The sequence below is a fragment of the Parasphingomonas caseinilytica genome (assembly GCF_036663755.1).
Classification (GTDB): domain Bacteria; phylum Pseudomonadota; class Alphaproteobacteria; order Sphingomonadales; family Sphingomonadaceae; genus Sphingomonas.
The window spans coordinates 33,984-52,175 of sequence record NZ_JAXOJL010000013.1 but is presented as its reverse complement, the minus strand read 5'-3'; the positions used below and the strand labels follow the sequence as shown (position 1 = coordinate 52,175).

The 18,192-nt window shown below is 59.6% G+C and carries 17 protein-coding genes; 4 read left to right on the top strand and 13 right to left on the bottom strand.

Annotated features, from left to right (window positions below):
• Window positions 1–191 precede the first annotated feature (191 nt).
• The gene (locus tag U1738_RS19435; RefSeq protein WP_332790688.1) at window positions 192–542 is read right to left on the bottom strand and encodes a hypothetical protein; all 351 of its coding nucleotides are present in this window, start codon (window positions 540–542) and stop codon (window positions 192–194) included.
• Window positions 543–606: 64 nt separating this feature from the next.
• Entirely contained in the window at window positions 607–804 is a 198-nt protein-coding gene (locus U1738_RS19430) for a hypothetical protein (RefSeq protein WP_332790687.1), read from the bottom strand.
• Between the two features lie 1,953 nt (window positions 805–2,757).
• Here U1738_RS19430 and U1738_RS19425 point away from each other — a divergent pair.
• On the top strand, window positions 2,758–3,072 hold the full coding sequence (locus U1738_RS19425; RefSeq protein ID WP_332790686.1) for a hypothetical protein: 315 nt from the start codon (window positions 2,758–2,760) through the stop codon (window positions 3,070–3,072).
• A gap of 13 nt (window positions 3,073–3,085) precedes the next feature.
• Here the strand turns inward: U1738_RS19425 and U1738_RS19420 are convergent, their stop codons facing one another.
• The 4 genes from U1738_RS19420 to U1738_RS19405 all read right to left on the bottom strand — a co-directional run bounded on the left by U1738_RS19420 (window position 3,086) and on the right by U1738_RS19405 (window position 5,879).
• Window positions 3,086–4,153 (bottom strand): serine aminopeptidase domain-containing protein, encoded by a 1,068-nt coding sequence (locus tag U1738_RS19420; RefSeq protein WP_332790685.1) that lies wholly within the window; start codon window positions 4,151–4,153, stop codon window positions 3,086–3,088.
• A 403-nt stretch (window positions 4,154–4,556) separates the two neighbouring features.
• The gene (locus tag U1738_RS19415) at window positions 4,557–4,871 is read right to left on the bottom strand and encodes a BLUF domain-containing protein (RefSeq protein WP_332790684.1); all 315 of its coding nucleotides are present in this window, start codon (window positions 4,869–4,871) and stop codon (window positions 4,557–4,559) included.
• A 19-nt stretch (window positions 4,872–4,890) separates the two neighbouring features.
• Window positions 4,891–5,334, bottom strand: a complete 444-nt coding sequence (locus U1738_RS19410; protein WP_332790683.1) for a response regulator — start codon at window positions 5,332–5,334, stop codon at window positions 4,891–4,893.
• Entirely contained in the window at window positions 5,331–5,879 is a 549-nt protein-coding gene (locus U1738_RS19405) for a hemerythrin domain-containing protein (protein WP_332790682.1), read from the bottom strand. Before U1738_RS19405 ends, U1738_RS19410 begins: the two co-directional genes overlap by 4 nt.
• A 249-nt stretch (window positions 5,880–6,128) precedes the next feature.
• Here U1738_RS19405 and U1738_RS19400 point away from each other — a divergent pair, with 249 nt between their 5' ends.
• From U1738_RS19400 to U1738_RS19390, 3 genes are all read left to right on the top strand, one after another.
• Window positions 6,129–7,676: a sensor histidine kinase gene (locus U1738_RS19400; protein ID WP_332790681.1), complete on the top strand. Its 1,548-nt coding sequence runs from the start codon at window positions 6,129–6,131 to the stop codon at window positions 7,674–7,676.
• Between the two features lie 3 nt (window positions 7,677–7,679).
• Window positions 7,680–8,354 carry a response regulator transcription factor gene (locus tag U1738_RS19395; protein ID WP_332790680.1) on the top strand — a complete coding sequence of 225 codons (675 nt, stop codon included), beginning with the start codon at window positions 7,680–7,682 and terminating at the stop codon, window positions 8,352–8,354.
• A gap of 443 nt (window positions 8,355–8,797) precedes the next feature.
• Entirely contained in the window at window positions 8,798–9,067 is a 270-nt protein-coding gene (locus U1738_RS19390) for a hypothetical protein (RefSeq protein ID WP_332790679.1), read from the top strand.
• Window positions 9,068–9,442: 375 nt separating this feature from the next.
• On the opposite strand, the gene U1738_RS19385 is transcribed toward U1738_RS19390, so the two are convergent.
• The 7 genes from U1738_RS19385 to U1738_RS19355 form a co-directional block, all read right to left on the bottom strand.
• The gene (locus tag U1738_RS19385) at window positions 9,443–9,841 is read right to left on the bottom strand and encodes a hypothetical protein (RefSeq protein ID WP_332790678.1); all 399 of its coding nucleotides are present in this window, start codon (window positions 9,839–9,841) and stop codon (window positions 9,443–9,445) included.
• Between the two features lie 162 nt (window positions 9,842–10,003).
• A complete protein-coding gene (locus tag U1738_RS19380) occupies window positions 10,004–10,915 on the bottom strand; it encodes a LysR family transcriptional regulator (RefSeq protein WP_332790677.1) in 912 nt (303 codons plus the stop codon).
• Between the two features lie 211 nt (window positions 10,916–11,126).
• Window positions 11,127–11,876, bottom strand: a complete 750-nt coding sequence (locus U1738_RS19375; RefSeq protein WP_332790676.1) for a helix-turn-helix transcriptional regulator — start codon at window positions 11,874–11,876, stop codon at window positions 11,127–11,129.
• Window positions 11,877–12,178: 302 nt separating this feature from the next.
• Window positions 12,179–12,502: a copper-binding protein gene (locus tag U1738_RS19370; RefSeq protein ID WP_332790675.1), complete on the bottom strand. Its 324-nt coding sequence runs from the start codon at window positions 12,500–12,502 to the stop codon at window positions 12,179–12,181.
• A 6-nt stretch (window positions 12,503–12,508) separates the two neighbouring features.
• The gene (locus tag U1738_RS19365; RefSeq protein ID WP_332790674.1) at window positions 12,509–15,661 is read right to left on the bottom strand and encodes an efflux RND transporter permease subunit; all 3,153 of its coding nucleotides are present in this window, start codon (window positions 15,659–15,661) and stop codon (window positions 12,509–12,511) included.
• Entirely contained in the window at window positions 15,658–16,893 is a 1,236-nt protein-coding gene (locus tag U1738_RS19360; RefSeq protein ID WP_332790673.1) for an efflux RND transporter periplasmic adaptor subunit, read from the bottom strand. Before U1738_RS19360 ends, U1738_RS19365 begins: the two co-directional genes overlap by 4 nt.
• The gene (locus U1738_RS19355; RefSeq protein WP_332790672.1) at window positions 16,890–18,128 is read right to left on the bottom strand and encodes a TolC family protein; all 1,239 of its coding nucleotides are present in this window, start codon (window positions 18,126–18,128) and stop codon (window positions 16,890–16,892) included. The genes U1738_RS19360 and U1738_RS19355 overlap by 4 nt, the downstream gene beginning before the upstream one ends.
• Between the last annotated feature and the right edge of the window lie 64 nt (window positions 18,129–18,192).

Below are 18,192 nucleotides of genomic sequence, written 5' to 3'. Positions count from 1 at the left end.
GGCCCAGCTCAGCGCCATCGCCCGACAGCTCAACGAGCGGCCGAGAAAAACCTTGATGTACCAAACGCCAGCTGAAATGTTCGCACAGAGCGTTGCGACGATCGGTTGAACCCACCGGCGTAAGCGGCCTGTCCGCTTTGACCATTGCCGCTGAACGTGCGGAACGTCCGATCCTGGATTAAGGGCGCAACTTAGCAGACGTTGCGCTCATTCAGTCGCCGCTGCCGCTTCATTTGTGATATGAACAATCCACCAAACAGGATCGCACAAGCTGGCCAGCCGAACTGCTGAACGCGAGCCAATGCATCCCATCGTGCAGCGATCTCCGCCACAACGCATCGCTCAATCTTCATGTCAGCAATTCTGAAGTGCGCAGGATCGTTCTGGCAACGTGCTGAGGGAAGATAGTGCGTGTCCCGCAGCATGACGTTCTCTTGTATGCCTGCCAACATGACTCCGAGGAAAAGGACGATAAGGGTGATCGCTGCTGCCGCCTCCAGACTCCTTTTCCCCCGACCAAATTGCTTTCTGAGCGTCCGCATACGGGTAAGCATAGGCACCTGCGTCACGACCGCAACTGGTAGTTAGCGGCCGATTGCAGAGCCGTTAGAGCAGACGCACTCCGATGTAACAGGATAAAAAAAACAAAATGACATAGAAGCCGATGACAAAGCGGAACAAGATCGGTTCGTCAATTCGATTGATCGGGGCAAAGCGAGCGGGGGCTTCATCGTTTCGAACGATGTAAGCGATAAATATGGCTATGCCGGCCGCCATAATCCACGGAGCGATTTTATAACCCACGGTTCACTCCGCTTCCTGCGCGACCAGGTTATAAGCGCGATCGTTAGTTGCCCTAATCGTCTTCGGCCATAGCAGTAAATTGGCACACCCAACGGATGACCACAATTGGGGCGTATGCGGAATGTCCGAAAGCGGACCTCCAGCAACCATGCTGCAAGGAGCATGGCGACGAAACCAACGCTCGCGGCAAGGATGACGAACCAAAAGCCAAGCGGTTCATTCTTCCGGCTAAGCCCTTCCCCCGCTGCCGCTTCGCCCCTGGTCAGCATGCTGATAATGCCAACCGCTAGGATTGCCGCCAAAATTGGAGCATCGTTGCGTGTCATCCCTGAGACGTATGTCGGCGCTCGCATTGTCCGCAAGTGGGCGTTTTCGGCCCGTCCGCTTTCGGGTATGTCCATCGGCATGCGGAACGACCGATTGTGGTGGAAAGGGAATGGCCGCTTTGCGGCAGGCTACCGCGACTAGCCTCCGGTGCGACGGCCAGCTTCTGTAGGATGCAAGTGGCTAGCGCAGATCATCGGCTTGCCGGTCGCGCCGTTTGGGATAAAGTCGCCTGACAGATAAACGATAGGCTGTACGTTACCGAATCTGTCAGTCCGCGCAGATTGCACGATCCGGTCGTAGGCTAGATCAACAGCCTTATTGCCTATGGCAAAGCCGACACCTGGGCAGTTTCGTCCTGAAACCGAGGCTCCGCATTCGATGCAACCGTCTTGCAGCGCGTGGGCGAAGAGGATGGCGGTGCCGTCGACCTTATTGCCGACAGGCACAGACCAGCACCTATCGGCAGCGATTTCGACCGGCTTGGCAGCAAACGATGCGAGCGCGACGGAGCTTAGCGACGAGAGAATGAAAGACCGCATTTCGGATCGTCACCCAACCATCGGAAGTCCGCAACTGGGCGAGCAGACCGGTAGACAATTCGAGCGAGCGCAAATCCGCGCGAGAAACTTCGCCGCGCTTCTGATAGTGTGAACGTCATGTTCTTCGACTCCACCGCGTGGCCACCACCGCCCGACGGCTTCGACCCGACGCCGCCTGCGCCGAGGCTCAACGCCAGGCAGGAGCGCATCATGCTTCGCATCATCGGCGTGTTTCTTGTCCTGTTGTTCCTGGGGCCACTCGCGGGGTCGTCAGTGCCAAACGCGGTCGTCGCGGTTGTACGCTCGACCTTTGCGGCACCGCGATAGGACGCGATACAGCTGGGATCCCTTAAGTACCGATGGAGCTGGCGGTTTAGGGCAATCTGTCTGGAAAAGGCTCTGTCAGGCTGACATGTTGGCCGGCGCGAAAAGACTTTGACCGTCGCAGATGCGCAGCAAGGTGAAGCCCCACCCGCCAGATTGGCGACGATCCGCTGCGTCTGACGCGTAAGGCGGATTTGTGGGAAGCGGCTTGTCTGCATCAAAGAAAAGTTAACAGAAAGCCGACTTGATATCGGTGTCACCACCTTTGGGTTGTGACACGCAAGACAACTTCACATCCGGCGCCTCGGTTGCGTCGGCCGCATAGACATCTGCTGTGCACAGCGCGCCCACACCGTAAGTATTTTCCCTTTATTGTTTCCAGAGAGTGTCGCAAAACGCGGGTCACGTAGGTCTGCCGCTACGATCTGCATGGACTTCGGGCAATTGCCGCCATCAGCGGCCTGTGCTGCTAGCGCCGCGGTGTCCTCGCCAAACGCAGCGCGTGTCAGAGGAGCATCTGCATGCGCCGGCATGGCTAAAAGCGCGATTGCTCCCGCTAACACTTTTGACTTACCGATCATCGCGACCGTTCCTTTGACGTGTGTCACCCAGATTTAGCAGCTCGAAGTTATGTGAGGTGTCGCAAAAAGGCAAACGAGATCACGCTCATGTCAACCGCCAATGCCGCCTGCAAATACCATCGCTATCGAGCAGTCGGCATCAAAACCGCTAAGTCGTAACGCGAATAGACGCACTCGCTGTAGTGCATCGCCACTTTTACCAGTCACCTGACATCACCTCTTTCGATATAGGTACCTTCGCGGAAAATCTGACCCTGGACGTCGTGGGCGCGAGCGGACGAACAGATCTTGCTGTCAAAATCGACGCCCAGCCATTGTTGATAGACCTCGCAGCAATCGTTTTCGCGCAACAGCCAGATATCAAACTGATCGTCACCTCGGGGGCAAAAACGTTCGCAGATAGCGAACTACCCGACCATGGGGTTTTCTTGTCGAAGCCTTATACCGGACGCTCGCTATCGCAGCTGGTTCAACAAAAGCTCGGCCCCGCCTGCTAATGCCAGCGGGTTTCTATCGCGAAAGAGCTTCGTCAAGCCATGTCGCCATATCATCGAGGGGCTTTTGCGCGACCGGGAGCAACTTGTCATTTTGCGGCGATATCGCTGCTCCGAGCGAATGTCCCAAGCCCGCATAAGTCACCAGCTTGACGCGCTTGCGAGCATCCGGTTGGCGAGCAAATCGTTGTGCCGCGCTGGAATCTATCATTGAATCGTTCAGTCCCTGAAGCATTAGTATCTGCGCGGTGGTTGCGGAAAACGCGTCCCTAACGCCCTTAAGCGCTCGTGCTGTGGACGCCATGCCAAGACCACTATTTGGTCCGTCGGCATACCAAGACCTAATAATAAGATCGGCTTCGGCGAAAGTGATGCGGCCGTCGGCATTACGGTCGAGCAACGGATTTACACGTTCGCCGGGTCGAAAGCCCCGAAACATTCTGACAAAGATATGAGCGAGATCACCGCCTGGACCAGCGTCGGCCCGTGCAATGGCTTTTGCATCAAGTCCCTGCGAACTGGCATAGCGCGCGAGATATGGCTTACCGATACGCTGGTACTGAGCCTGCGCTACCTGCGCTGGAGTATCGACAACGGGCGCCATCAAGACAAGCGCGCGAACTAAAGGATTTGTAGCGGCGACTGCCATTGCGACCGTCGTTCCCTCACTCCAACCCACAAGGCCCAGCGGAACTTTTTGAAGTTCAGCACGAGCTTTGACGAAAGCCACGGCGGCGCGACCGTCGGCTGCAAAATCAGCGCCATTCAGCGCGTCAAATTTTGCGCGATCTACCGTAGTCGGTCCGGTGACATAACGCTTATTGAAGCGAAACGAGGCGATCCCGGCACATGCTAAACGATTTGCGACCTGAAGCATCGGGCGGGAAATAATCGTGCCATTGACGCCCTCTATTGCGCCGTCCAGGTCGGCGACGTCGGACCCCGGGAAAAGCACCACTATTCCGCGTAGCCTTACCCCTTGCGGTGGGGTCACGAGTTCTGCGGCGCTCTCAAAAGCAGGGAGTGAAAGGCTTGCCGCCTCGCGGACCGGCGAGCACGGCTCGGCGAAGGCCGGGCGAGCCATGACGGCTACAATTGCAAATGCGGCGAGACGACAAAGACCTTGCACTGAACACTCTCCGGAGCTTCGTGGCCAAACGTACACTAATTCGCGTCCGCTTCTGTCAGGCCTTCGATGTTTCGGCAATCTCGGCTGTTGAGCGTAAGCGGAACGTCCGCTTTGGGGTGGCGATCGAGGGGGGGGGCTGAACGTTCGATTACAAGTGGATAGGGGACTGCCCTATGCTGCCTGGTTCCGGGTATAGCGGAGGACGGGTTTTGGAAAATTTGCCTACCAAAGTATTTTCAATAGGAAGCCGGAATCGCCCGTTCTCGGGCGAGTTTGGGAATCAACTGGGTGGAATGGACGCGACGGCGCTTGCTCTTACCTAATGTGCTGAAATATAATAATATTTCCGGAAGCGTGACTAGCCTTCGTAATGCGAGGGTCCCGCAAACGCTAGCGACCAATCCGGCAGTCGCCGCCGCGCTATGGCCTCGACCCTTAACAACGTTACGTTGGTATGGCGCTGATCGCCATCTATTCGGCGCATCAGGCAGTCGAGTATTGCGCCGTCTCCTTCCAAAAGCTGCGCATAATGATTGTGCGTGCTGGCAAGTGCGCCGGTGATGCCCAGCCGCTCGTTATAGAGCCGTGCTTCTGAGACGATACTTTCGACTGTAATCGCTGGATCGGTCGTTAGAGGCGCTCGCTTACTTACGTAAAGGATAGAGCGCTCCATTTACTGGCTCCAGCAGCGTTTAAAAAGGATTTGAATCACTTACGACCTCCCTGCTTTTTTGCACACGCAGAGCAGCTTTTTTGCACCGTGCGGCCTTTTTCAAAGTTCGTAAAAAGAGTGGTACGTTGGCCAGCAGACAAGCTTTATCGAAGCAGGCCGATGCTCCGGCCTTGAGAGCCAAATCGGTTTCGCCGGCACCTGCCCTCGAGACGGAAGAAACTACAACGATCGGAGGATGCCGCTTTTCCCGGACAATGCGGAGGAACTGTAGACCATCTATTCCTGGCATCGTCAGGTCGAGCGTGATCACGTCGGGGCGGCATGATGTCAAAAGGGCAAACGCCGTTTCGGCATTGGCTGCCACGCCGACAACCTGGCACTCGTGGTCGGCCGAGATGACCTGCTCGAGCATCGCCCGCATCGTCACCGAGTCGTCGATGATCAAAACGCGCACGATGGTCATGGCTTTGAAGGGCGAGCTGCCGAGGTCGCTGATAAAGCGTCAGCGTCGCGTTTGCCGAGGCTTCGGATGAGCGGTTGCAACGCGACACCATCGCCAGCCCAATTTCTCATGCCGGGCCGCCAGCATCGCTCCGTTGCCACATCGTTTGCGACGAGCGGGAAAAGTTCAGTCTCCTCGAGATTCATCTTATCGATCATCCGCCCGACGAGGGATTTGACGGCCAATTGAAACGCGGGCCAGCGGCTTTGAACGGTTGCAACGTCCCACTGCTCGACGTGCGTCTTATATAGGAAATGCAACTGCTCAACGCTGCGTTTCGCCCTCATGCTTGCCAGACGCACTTTGGATCGGGGGTCGGTCTCCAGGGGCGCGAAGAGGTGACGTTCCTCGTAGGCGAGGTGCATGTGTACCATCCGAGCGAGGTCCCAACGACGGCGAGCAAGCTCGTTTAAATCGCCCGGTTCACTAGTGGAAACAGCTTCAATAAGAGCAGCACTCAGTGACCGCAATTTGGAATGTTCGTTCAAAAGACGCGCAACGTCCATTCTCTATCCTTTCCGTGGTTCGGCGGCGACCTAACCTAGATGGCCGCCCTGTAAGTTGCCGTTCTCTGGACGGCTTTGGAGAGGGCATTCTCCCGATAGATAGCGGGTCGCACGTGAGTGGTTGCGACGCTTTTAAGGAGGAATACCGTAATTTTACGGTAGTGAGACGGCGTGACACGCTCGCGAAATAGGGCGATAATGCAGCTTGATGAGAGACGGCGATGTAGCCGTACAACAACAGGCGACGTTATGGGCGAAACGATCGATTCGAGCCGTTCACAATTCGATGCCGAGCAACGCGTCGAGCGATTCCGTAAAGCCCTCGGCCCATTCGTTGTCGCTGCCGAGACCACGCGCATGCCGATGGTTTTCACTGACGCCGAAGGGCATTTGAACCCAATCGTGTTCGTGAACGACAGCTTCATAGGCTTGACGGGATTCACTCGGGACGAAATCGTCGGTCAGGATCTTCTGTTTATTTTGCGAGATGTAACTGATCGGGGAACCCTGTCGTCGATCGAGCAGGCTCTGGTCGACGGGGCCGATGGAACATGGGAGTTACAATGCCGACGCGCCGACAGAAGCGAATTTTTGGCCGCTGTTTATCTTAGCCCTGTGCGTGACGAGCACGGCACTATCAAACAACATTTTTTATCGTTCATGGAGCTCGGTGGACATATCGACCGGATGCTGAAGCAGCGGAACGAGTTTCATGCGCTTTACAATCAGGCCCCTGGCTTCATTGCCACCTCCGAGGGCTCAGATCACCGATTTACCTTCGCCAATGCTTCTTACAAACGGCTGGTCGGACGCAATGACTTGGTCGGCAAAACGGTGGCCGATACGATGCCCGAAATTGCCGAGCAGGGCTTCATCGCAATTTTGGATCGAGTATTTCAAACGGGCGAACCGTATCTTGGCACGGGCATGCCGATCACGTTGCGGTCCCCAGAAAGCAAGTTGACAACGACCCGCTACATCAATTTCGTTTACCAGCCGGTTCGCAACGCCGGTAATGTCGTCACCGGTCTATTTTGCGAAGGCTATGACGTGACGGCCGAACGAGAGGCCGCTGAGGATCTAGCTTCCATGCAGGCGGAACTGGTTCATTTATCGCGCGTCAATGCGATGGGTGCGATGGCGACGACCTTAGCGCACGAACTCAACCAGCCTTTGGCTGCGATTTCCAGCTACGTGGCCGGTTGTCAGCGGCTCATTGATCCGAAAGCCGACAGCGCCGATCGCTTGCGTGAGGGGCTTCGCGCGACGGAGGAAGCATCGCAGCGCGCCGGGGATATTATCCGTCACCTTCGCGACCTTACCAGACGAGGAACGACCAGTAAGACTAGCTTCGACCTGAAGGCTGCAATTGGCGAGTGTCTGCGGCTGGTCGGTGCAACATGCGCGGAAAAGATCGCTCTTATTGACCTCACGGCGGACGGCCTCATGATGTTCGGAGATCGCGTGCAGATTCAGCAGGTCCTCATCAATCTCCTCCGAAATGCCTGTGAAGCAGTCGTCGTGGTCGAAGAGCACCGCGTGATGGTCCAAGCGATGATCGTCGGCGGTAACGCTACCGTGAGCGTGACCGACACTGGCGACGGCGTCCCCGCCCAGGCAGCGCACGGTATTTTCTCGTGGACCGCATCTGACAAGGAAGGCGGCATGGGACTGGGCCTGTCGATCTCGCGCACTATTATCGAGGGGCATGGCGGCCATATATGGCTCGAACGCAGCGATCGAACCGGATCGACCTTCTGCTTCTCGATTCCTCAGCAGCATGCAGAAGCGGCCTAGGTGATGGATACCGCCTTTCCTGCTAGCTGCGATCTTTTGCAATTAACGACGTGCAGCGATCGCATTCCTTCATCAGCGAACGTTTATATCGTTGACGATGACAGCATGGTCCGGCGCTCGCTGTCATTCTCGCTGAGCACTACGGCGTACTCGACGCGGACGTTTGCATCCGGCCGAGACTTTCTAGACGACGTCGACAAATTATCGCCGGGCTGTGTGTTGTTGGACATACGCATGCCGGAGATCGACGGTTTGGCCGTTCTCAGTGAGCTTGGCATCCGGATCAATCGCTTCGCCGTCGTCGCTATGACGGGGCACGGAGACATAGAGACCGCCGTCCAAGCGATGAAAAGTGGCGCGAAAGATTTTCTCGAAAAGCCATTTACGGATGCGATACTTATCGAGACATTGACGACTTTATTTGAAAGTTTGCCTGTAAATGTGGAAATTGCCTGTAGGCGCAAAGATGCAATTGCGCGGGTCGGTCGGTTAACGACTCGCGAACGAGAGGTATTGCAAGGCTTGATCGTAGGATGGTCGAATAAAGCACTGGCCATGAATCTCGGCATAAGTATCAGAACCGTAGAAATGCATCGCGCAAATCTTATGGGAAGGATGGGCGCGAAGTCAATTTCCGAGATCATACATCTGGCTGATCTGGCCGAAGTTATCGCATAGCTTAATTATTTATGAACTTATGATTTTAGAATCGGTAGCTTAATTACCGTCTGTCACAACGAGTGTTAATAAAAAGCCGACAATAACATGTTCATAGATCTCTCGCCAAACGGATGTCGAGAATATTGGTATCTATTAACATTTCGCTTTGTCACCGACTGCCGTCCCGCTCGTCAAAGCCGCAACGCATGAACCACCGTCGACGAAAGCAAGCTTTGCGAAATTATTCACCCGACCTGCCGGCGTCATTCAGACCGGACGTAAGCAACCATCCCTTTGCAAGACTTCTCGTCTCGCAAAGATAAAAAATCTGAACGGAAATCAGCTTTGTAAAGTCACACGCGTATAAACAACAACAAACGGGCATTTTCTTTCGGAAAAACGCTGGGAGGGCGAGGCTGTTTGGGCACGGCTTATGGTGCTTTAGGAAGGGTTGACCCCGAATGTTTGCCAGCAAATCGCTTTTTGAACATGCGTTGCGCGGTGTGATCGGCATTGGCGCCATACTTACGGCGATCGCTATCGGTCGCGAGACCGGCGTCATTGCACTGATTGCTTCGCTTGCGCTCGCCGCCGTCGCTCTGGCGGCGTTTCGAGGATGTCCGGTTTGCTGGACCATCGGGATGTTCATGACGGCAAGGAACGTGCATCCCGAGCGATACAAAAGCGTGAATCGTCAGGCACCTTTGCCGATAGGCCTTCTTGGGACCTGACGGCTCGCCCGGTGGACCGCACAAGCCGATGGGATGGTGACAACGGATAAGTATTGTCTTGCTCAGTCCAAATCAGGAGCTGTTTTTCGGGGATCGTAATGTGAACGAGCGGCAGGTATCCGGAAGCGTCGATGGCCGTCTGAACGTCGGACTATGGCTCGTCGTGGCCTGAGACAAACGTCGCGACGAAGCCATTCAGCCTCAAATTATTGATTAAAAACTTCAGCTTCCGTTTATAAGTCTTGCAGCGCCTAGGCGATTCGAGCGTGCAACCCAATATGCTTCCGGCGATCCCCATCATCTTCCCCAGCATCGCATAGTCCAGTGCTTGCGCATCCAGCAGTTGCCCCTGGCTGCGACCGAGCAGCTTTAGGATTACTGCTTCGCAGCGTCGGTCGCTGCCGGATGCCAATATCGCGCTAACCAGTCCTGCGATGCCGCGACCACCGTTACCGCCGCCGGGATCGCTACGGCCTGACCAAGCTCAGTGCTGATTTGACCGATCACATCGCCAGCGCGGATCAACGTCGCCGACGGAAGCGCCGTACTTGCGACCCGCATGATCGCGCCGTCGCGGGCGGGCGAGACGTAGACGCTGACTAGCAGGCCGTGGGGTGCCTTTTCGATATACCCAGGCGTGAAGACGATCGCAAAATTTAAGCCAACGCCGCCCCAGTCGATCTTACGCAAAGCGGGGATCAGCGCATGCACATCGACCCCCAACACTAATACCGTGATGCTGTCGCCGATTTTAAGACCGATAGCGGTGGCCATGTCCTCCAGCGAGACGAGCAGGGGGCTGCGATAATCGGCAGGCCACCAATTTCGGCCTCGGGAGGTGCCGTCATGATCTCCCTAGTGACGGCCCTTCGAACATCTGATTCCGCAAACATTCAACCAATAAGCTCTGAGTATGCGGACAAGCTCGCATCGCGCTTATGCGCGGGGAATTGGTCGCGCGTAGCGCTGTGACAGATGCTGCAAAAAGCATTTGAGAACGGGGCTGGTATTGGAGCGTCGCCAGTGCACCCCTTGGTCCAGCGCAGTCGGTCCTGAGGCATCATGGATTTCGTGATAGCTATGGGAACTGGGATCGACCATCAATTCGGGCGCTGCGCCAGCCATGACCGGCAGGTGCCCAATAGTCCCGAACTGAGCTAAATTCTCACGGCTAACGTCTTGCGAGATGATCGATGGGCAATGGCCTGGCACCGACAATCGCGCAATAATCATCGCGGCAATATCCGGTCCGGGATCGTTTGCTGTGACCATGAAGCCGTGGTCGCGAAGATCAGACCAATAGAGCGGCGCTCGCGCGGCAAGCGGATCGCCAGCCGGAACGGCGACTGTCAACGGATCCTTCCAGAAGGAGAGTGACTGAACGCCGCGACGTTCTGGGCGCCCGGCCAGGACCGCCACGTCGATCTCATCTCCCTCAAGTCTGTTGAGCAATCTCGTTCGCCCATTTTCCCGGGCTTCGATTTCAATGTCTGGAAAAACCTTACGGTAGCTTGCTAGCGTAGCCGAGAGGTCGCCAGTGGCAAGCGACCCACAGAAACCGAGACGCAATCGGCCAGCGTCCCCTTTCGCAAGCGCCCGCGACGCGCCGGTCAATGCATCTACGTCATCGAGAATGCGCCGCGCCATGGTCAGAAAGCGTTGACCGGAAGACGTTGGAACGACGCCTCTTGGCGAGCGCTGGAAGAGCAGGAGCCCTAGCCGCGCCTCGAAATAATGAACGCGTTTGCTTAGCGTCGATTGTTTGACGCCGAAAGTATCGGCGGCACGGCTGAAGCTGCCGGTATCGGCGGCGGCCAAAGCATACCGAAGCAGGGTAATATCGATCATGATGTGCCTCGCCACGTGCGGCCGTTCATTCGGGTAACACGGGCTACAGCAATGAAAACTCTGCGCTTCTTCCGATATTCCAAGGAATGGGGGGGTGAAGCGAATGCCCTCTCATCTGCCACCTTGCCATAAGACTCGGGGTCGGCTTAGTGTCATAACTGCGTAGCCTGCCGGGCGACGCCGAGGCGTGAGAACCTCGTTTGGGGGGATATCAGTGCTTGAGAATATCCGAAAAGCTGATCAAACCATCAAAAAGTGCGCGTACCGCGAGCATCGTGCGCTTTTGAACACCGTATCGCTCGCGCGCCATTTTGAGGTGCTGGATCACGGTTTCGTGACTGATGCCAAGGATGACGGATATCTCATAGTCGGTCTTGCCGCGTGCCGCCCAAAGGACGCAATCGACTTGGCGGTCAGTCAGTGTCGCGCGCCCTTCGGTCCAAATGTCGCGACTGTGAGAGATGCGTCTCGCAGCCTCAAAGGCAAATCCGCCAATGAGCTGAGCAATCGCGTAGAGCTGTGTCGGAAACTCTTCGCCAGCCATCACCGCGAACGAGCAGGAACCATTGATCTCTCCTGGCACATGCGCCGGTACGGTAAAGCCGTCGCCGATACCGACAATTTTGGCTTGGGAAAGTACGCTTTGATCTTTCGCAGTGAGTTTGATCATTCGCGGGACTGCAGACCATGCGAAGCCAATGCTTGCAGAATGACTCGCGCGCAGAATGGGATCCGACGTTCCAAGCTTGTTCTCATCGAACCAACCCTGCCAAGACGACGGATAATTGTGTAGACGGATAACTTCAGAATTCGCTAAAGCAAAATCGACATGATGCAACAGTGCGAAGTACCGGATTTTTATATCTGCGGAGCATTGTAGTAACGCGTCGTTGAGTTGATCCTGAGATGTAGCCTTCTTGGCGCACTCTAGAAACGCTTCCGCAATCGCAAGTCTCGGCATTGTGCTTATCGCCGACAGGGACGGTCCCAACTGCCTGTTCTGTCTAGCGTCCTTTTATGCCGGCTGCAGCTCAACTTCTCACGGTTAGCGCAGCGGCAGATTGTCGACTTGGTTTCAATATATTAGTAACATAAGTCAACAATGAAGCGGCGTAGGTCGGCTGCCAAAAGGCGCGCTGATAGATTATGACGCTGATGATCACGGTCTGCACCTTTGAGCTGCGCGCGGCCAGCGCGATGTAATGTTCCCTTACGTGCCGGTCCCAAGCGAGCGGTCTGTGGCTCGCCGAGAAGAGGGGAAGATCAACGGGGCCGGATTGCCGTTACTATCGGACCTATCGCAGCTATCTGCACAGCAAAGTCGATTCGCTGGCCGACCTTCACGGCCTTGAGCATCGTCGCTGGCGTCGCGGTGAACGCCATCGTCATCCCGGGCCAACCGAGCGCGGGGATCGGCCCATGCTGGATCGTCACCTTGGCAGTCTTGAGGTCGAGCCCCTTTACGATGCCGCTACCGTTGCCAGATTTCCCTGCTTTTGCCGCCATGCTGGGCATCGATTTCATCGTCTGGGACATGCCGTGGGTAGTGACAATGCTTGCGGCGATGATGAGATGGACGGTCTTCATGGGTTACTACTCGGTTGAAGTGGTTAGGTGCGAAGCCGTCGCTGCCGGTCGACGGAAGCGTCGTAGCAGCAGGTAAGCTGCGGGCAGCACGAGCATCGAGAGCAGCGGCGCGGTCAGCATCCCGCCGATCATCGGTGCCGCGATCCGACTCATGACCTCCGAACCGGTCCCCGTGCCGATTAGGATCGGGAACAGGCCGGCGAGGATGACCGCGACCGTCATCGCCTTTGGTCGCACCCGGAGCAGCGCGCCCTCGCGCACCGCCGCCTCGACGTCGGCGTCGTCCGGATCAGGCCCGTGCGCAGCCAGCGCATGCTTGAGGTAGATGAGCATGACGACGCCAAACTCGGCCGAGACGCCGGCCAGCGCGATGAACCCGACGCCGGTCGCGACCGACTGGTGGTAGCCGAGCAGATAGAGCAGCCAGAGCCCGCCGGTCAGCGCGAATGGCAGCGTGCCCATCACCAGCGCCGCTTCGTCCAACCGCCGGAAGGTCGCGTAGAGCAGCAGGAAGATGATCGCCACGGTCGCCGGCACGACGATCTTCAGCCGCTCGACCGCGCGCTGGAGATATTCGAACTGGCCGGTGTAGGTGACGCTGACGCCCGGCGGCAGCACAACCTTGGCGGCGATCGCGCGTTGCAGGTCGCCGACGATCGTCGTCAGCGCAGCGCCACGGCCATCGACATAGATCCACGTCACTGGTCGGCCATTCTCGCTGCGCAGCATCGGGGGACCGTCGGTGATCGACACATCGGCGACCGTGCCGAGCGTGATCTGCTGCTGCGACGGGGTCAGCACGGCCAAGTTGCGCAGACCGTCGATGCTGTCGCGCAATTCGCGCGGATAGCGCACGCTGATCGGATAGCGCGCCAGCCCCTCGACTGTCTGCCCGACCGTCTCGCCGCCGATCGCACTCGACACGATCGATTGGACGTCGGCGACGTTGAGGCCGTAACGCGCCGCAGCGGTCCGGTTGATCGCGACATCGATGTAGCGTCCGCCGGTCAGCCGCTCGGCCAGCGCCGAGCCGACGCCAGGGACGGTCTTGGCGACCTGCTCGATCTTGCGCGCGGTCGCGTCGATCTCGGCGAGATTCGCACCGCCCACCTTGATGCCGATCGGGCTCTTGATGCCGGTCGACAGCATCTCGATCCGGTTGCGAATCGGCGGGATCCAGAAATTGGCGAGGCCAGGCACCTTCACCGCCTTGTCGAGCGCATCGATGAGCTTGTCCTGCGTCATGCCCGGCCGCCAGTGGTCCTTGGGCTTGAAGCGGATCGTCGTCTCGAACATCTCGAGCGGCGCGGGGTCGGTCGCGGTGTCGGCGCGCCCGGCCTTGCCAAACACGCTCTCCACCTCGGGCACGGTCTTGATCAGCCGGTCGGTCAATTGCAGGAGCTGCCCGGCCTTGGCGGTCGAGATGCCCGGTAACGCCGAGGGCATGTAGAGCAGATCGCCCTCGTTCATTTGCGGAATGAACTCGCCGCCGAGCTGGCTGATCGGCCACAGGCTGGTCGCGAATACCAGCCCGGCGATGACCAGCGCCTGCTTCGGCCGCACCAGCACCCAGTCGAGCGCGGGACGATAGACGCGCGTAAGGAAGCGATTGATCGGATTGGCGTTCTCCGACGGAATTTTCCCACGGATCAGGAAGCCCATCAGCACCGGGATCAGCGTGATCGACAGGATCGCCGCGCCCGCCATCGCATAGGTCTTGGTGAAGGCAAGCGGGGCGAACAGCCGTCCTTCCTGACCTTGCAGCGAGAAGATCGGCACGAACGAGAAGGTGATGATGAGCAGCGACAGGAACAGCGCCGGGCCGACTTCGACCGCGGCGGCGGTGATGACGCGCCAGCGCTCGGGTCCGTTCAGCGTCTCGTCCGGATGATCGTGCGCCCAATGTTCCAGGTGCTTGTGCGCATTCTCGATCATGACGACCGCCGCATCGACCATCGCGCCGATCGCGATGGCGATACCGCCGAGCGAGAGGATGTTGGCGTTGAGCCCCTGCACGTGCATCGCGATGAACGCGGCGAGGATACCGAGCGGCAACGTCAGGATCGCCACCAGCGCCGAGCGGACGTGCCACAAGAACAGCGCACACACGATTGCGACGACGAGGAACTCCTCGATCAGTTTGCCGCGCAAATTCTCCACCGCGCGGTCGATCAGCCCGGAGCGGTCATAGGTGGTGACGACCTCGACGCCGGGCGGCAGGCTTTTCTTCAGCTCGGCGAGTTTGGTGCGGACCCCGTCGATCACGGCGCGCGCATTCTGGCCCTGACGCATGACGATCACGCCGCCGGCGACTTCGCCTTCGCCGTTCAGCTCGGCGAGTCCGCGCCGCATCTCGGGGCCGACCTGGATCGTCGCGACGTCGCCGAGCGTTACCGGCACGCCGCCGACGGTTTTCAGCGGCACGCTCCGGAAATCGTCGAGCGAGGTGAGGTAGCCCGTCGCGCGGACGATATATTCGGCCTCGGCCATTTCGAGGACCGAGCCGCCGCTCTCCTGATTGCCGCGCTTCAGCGCCTCCGTTACGGCGTCATGCGTGATGCCATAGGTCGCGAGTCTCTGCGGATCGAGAATCACCTGATATTGCTTCACCATGCCGCCGATGCTCGCGACTTCGGCGACGCCGGGCACAGTCTTCAGTTCATAGCGCAGGAACCAGTCCTGGATGCTGCGAAGCTGCGCCAGATCGTGATGGCCGCTCCGATCGACCAACGCATATTCGTAGATCCAGCCAACCCCGGTCGCATCGGGCCCGAGCGATGCGCGGGCACCCTCCGGTAGGCGGCTTTGCACCTGGCTCAGATATTCGAGGACGCGGCTGCGTGCCCAGTAGAGATCGGTGCTGTCGTCGAACAGGACATAGACGAAGCTGTCGCCGACGAACGAATAGCCGCGCACGACGCGCGCGCCGGGCACCGACAGCATCGTTGTCGCGATCGGGTAGGTCACCTGGTTCTCGACGATCTGTGGTGCCTGCCCCGGATAGGTCGTGCGGATGATGACCTGCACGTCCGACAGATCGGGCAGGGCATCGACCGCAGTCGAGCGCAGCGCGCCGACCCCGACGACGATCAACGCGAGCGCCGCGAGCAGGACCAGCCAGCGCGCCTTGACCGAAACGGCAATGATGCGCGCGATCATTTCGCGTCGCCCGCGAGCGGGCGCGCCGGCGCGCCAGTTAGGCTCGCCTCGCTATCGAGCAGGAACTGGCCCGAGGCCACGACCTTCTCGCCTGCCGCAAGCCCGGCGAGAATCTCGGTCCGCCCGCTTGCCTCGCGCCCCACGGTGACCTCGGCCGGGCGATAGTGGCCCTTGTCCTGCGCCAGCATCACCAGCATCCGCTTGCCGGTGCGGATCACCGCTTCGCTCGGCACCAGCAGCACGGTCTCGGACTTCGCTCCCAGATGAACCGTCGCGAACATGCCGGGACGCAGCCGCGCGCTGGCGTTGCGCAGTTCGATCCGAACCGTGAGCGTGCGGCTTTCCGCCTGTGTCGTCGGCAGGACGGCAATGACGCGCCCGGTAAAGCGCTCGCCGGGGAACGCCGCCAGATCGGCGATTGCGGTCTGGCCGACCTTGACGTCGGCGGCGCGCACTTCTGGAACAGCGGCGTTGAGCCAGACGGTGCCGAGGCCACTCACCTGCGCCAGCGTCTGCCCGGCGGAGAGTGTCACACCCGCGCGCGCATCCAGGGTCTGGATAACCCCGCTGATCGGGCTGCGCACCGTCGTCAGCCCGCGTCCCCGCGCCGTCCCACCGGGAATGCCAATCAGGCGAAGCCGTTGAGCAGCCGCAGCGATCAGCGCCTTGTCGCCGGCGCGGCGCACCGCTTCATATTCGGCCTGCGCACCGCCCCATTCGGGCACGAGCACATTGGCGATCGGCGCGCCTGCGGCGATGACGTCACCGGGCGCACGATTGTAAACGCGCTGGACGAAGCCGGCCGCACGCGCCTGGATGATCGCCACGTCGCGCTGGTTGAATTCGATCGCGCCGGTCGCGTCGAGCGTGCCGGCAAGCGTCCCCTCGGTCACGGTCGCCAGCCTGATGCCGAGGTTCTGCATGGCGGACGGATCGATTGAGACGCCGGGCGCCTGACCTGCCGCTGCGGGGGTCTCGTCGGCATATTTCGGGACGGTCTTCATGCCCATCGACGAAAGCGAATTGGGATTGTCGTAATGCTCCTGCGGCACCATCGGATCGTAATAATAAAGTGGTTTGCGCTTCGCGCGCTGATCGGCCGCGGCCGTCTGGGTTGGGCTCGTCGGATCCGTCAGCCGCGCGGCGACGAACCCGATGCTCCCACTGACAAGGACGGCGAGCACCGCGAGGCGGGCGGCGGGTGTGCGGGGCACGAAGTCGCGCGGGGTCATCGGATGTCACTTCCGTAGGTGAGGGCGAGGCGCGCGCCATCGATGGCGACTAGCGCCTCGCGGTCGAGCGTATCGAGGATGACGGTCGCCAGCGCGCCGTTGGCATCGACGACGTCGAGCAGGCCGGCGCGACCGGCCGCGTAACTCGCCGTCTCCAGATCGACCCGTTCTCGCGCCAGCGGCTCAAGCGTCTCTTTCGCGCGCATCCACTGCGCATGGTGCATGACGTGATCGGCGAGCCCGGCGTCGAGGCTTGCCGCCAGCTCACGCGCGGTGGCGTCCTGCTCGGCGCGGATTTTCGCCGCGTCGGCAGCGCGGGCCGCGATCAGCGGATTCTGACGGCGTTTCTGGAACAGCGGCAGCCCGATCGTGACGCCGGCCGAAACATAATCGCCGAAGCGCGGATCGCGGCGTTGATAGCTGACGTCCACGCCGAAATCGGGCCGACGCTGGGCTTCTGCCAGCCGCACGTCAGCGTCGGCCTGGCCGACGCGGGCGGCGACCGAAGCCAGCACGGGGTTGCGCTCCAGCGCAGCCCGCAAGCGCACCGGATCGACCGTGAACTCGGGCACCGGACCATCGATCGCCGACGACGGGTCGCCGGTCCATCGTGTCAGGACAGCACGCGCCCGCGCGACGGCCGACACCAGCTCGTCGCGGCGGTCTTCGAGCGCTGCCAGAGCCTGACGCCCTGCGAGTGTCTGTGCCGGACGGGCGCTGCCGCCCGAGAGCGCGCTCGGCGCGGTCCGTACGAGACGCTCCAGCCGTGCGCGCACCGCTTCGAGAGCGGCGAGCCGCCGCTCGGCATAGGCCAGCGTGATCCAGGCGATCGCCGTCTCGATCTCGACGGTGCGCGCTTCGGCGATTGTCTCGGCCTCTGCCGCCGCAATATCGGTGTCCGCCCGGGCCTGTTGGGCATGGCGTTTCGCGGCGTTCGGGATGTCCTGCGAAAGACCGACCCGCGCCCAGGTGAAATTGTCGCGATTGGGCTCGAACGCCAACGGCCCGGAAATTGGAAAGCTGTCGACGCCCAGCGCGAGCTTGGGATCGGGCAGGGCACCCGCAGCACCGCGCGCGGCCCGCGCGCTGTCAGTGCCGAGTGTCTTGGCGCGCAGCGAGGGAGCATGGTTTCGGGCGGCGGCAAGCGCTGCGTCGAACGTCAGCGGCTCGGCCTGGGCCACGCCAGCAAGAAGCGCGGCAACCAGCGCAGCGCCGAATAGGTTGAGTTTGGACATGGTTCCCCCACAGGCAGATCGGAAAATCGCTAAGCGCGACCGGCGGGATGAAACCCGCCGGTCG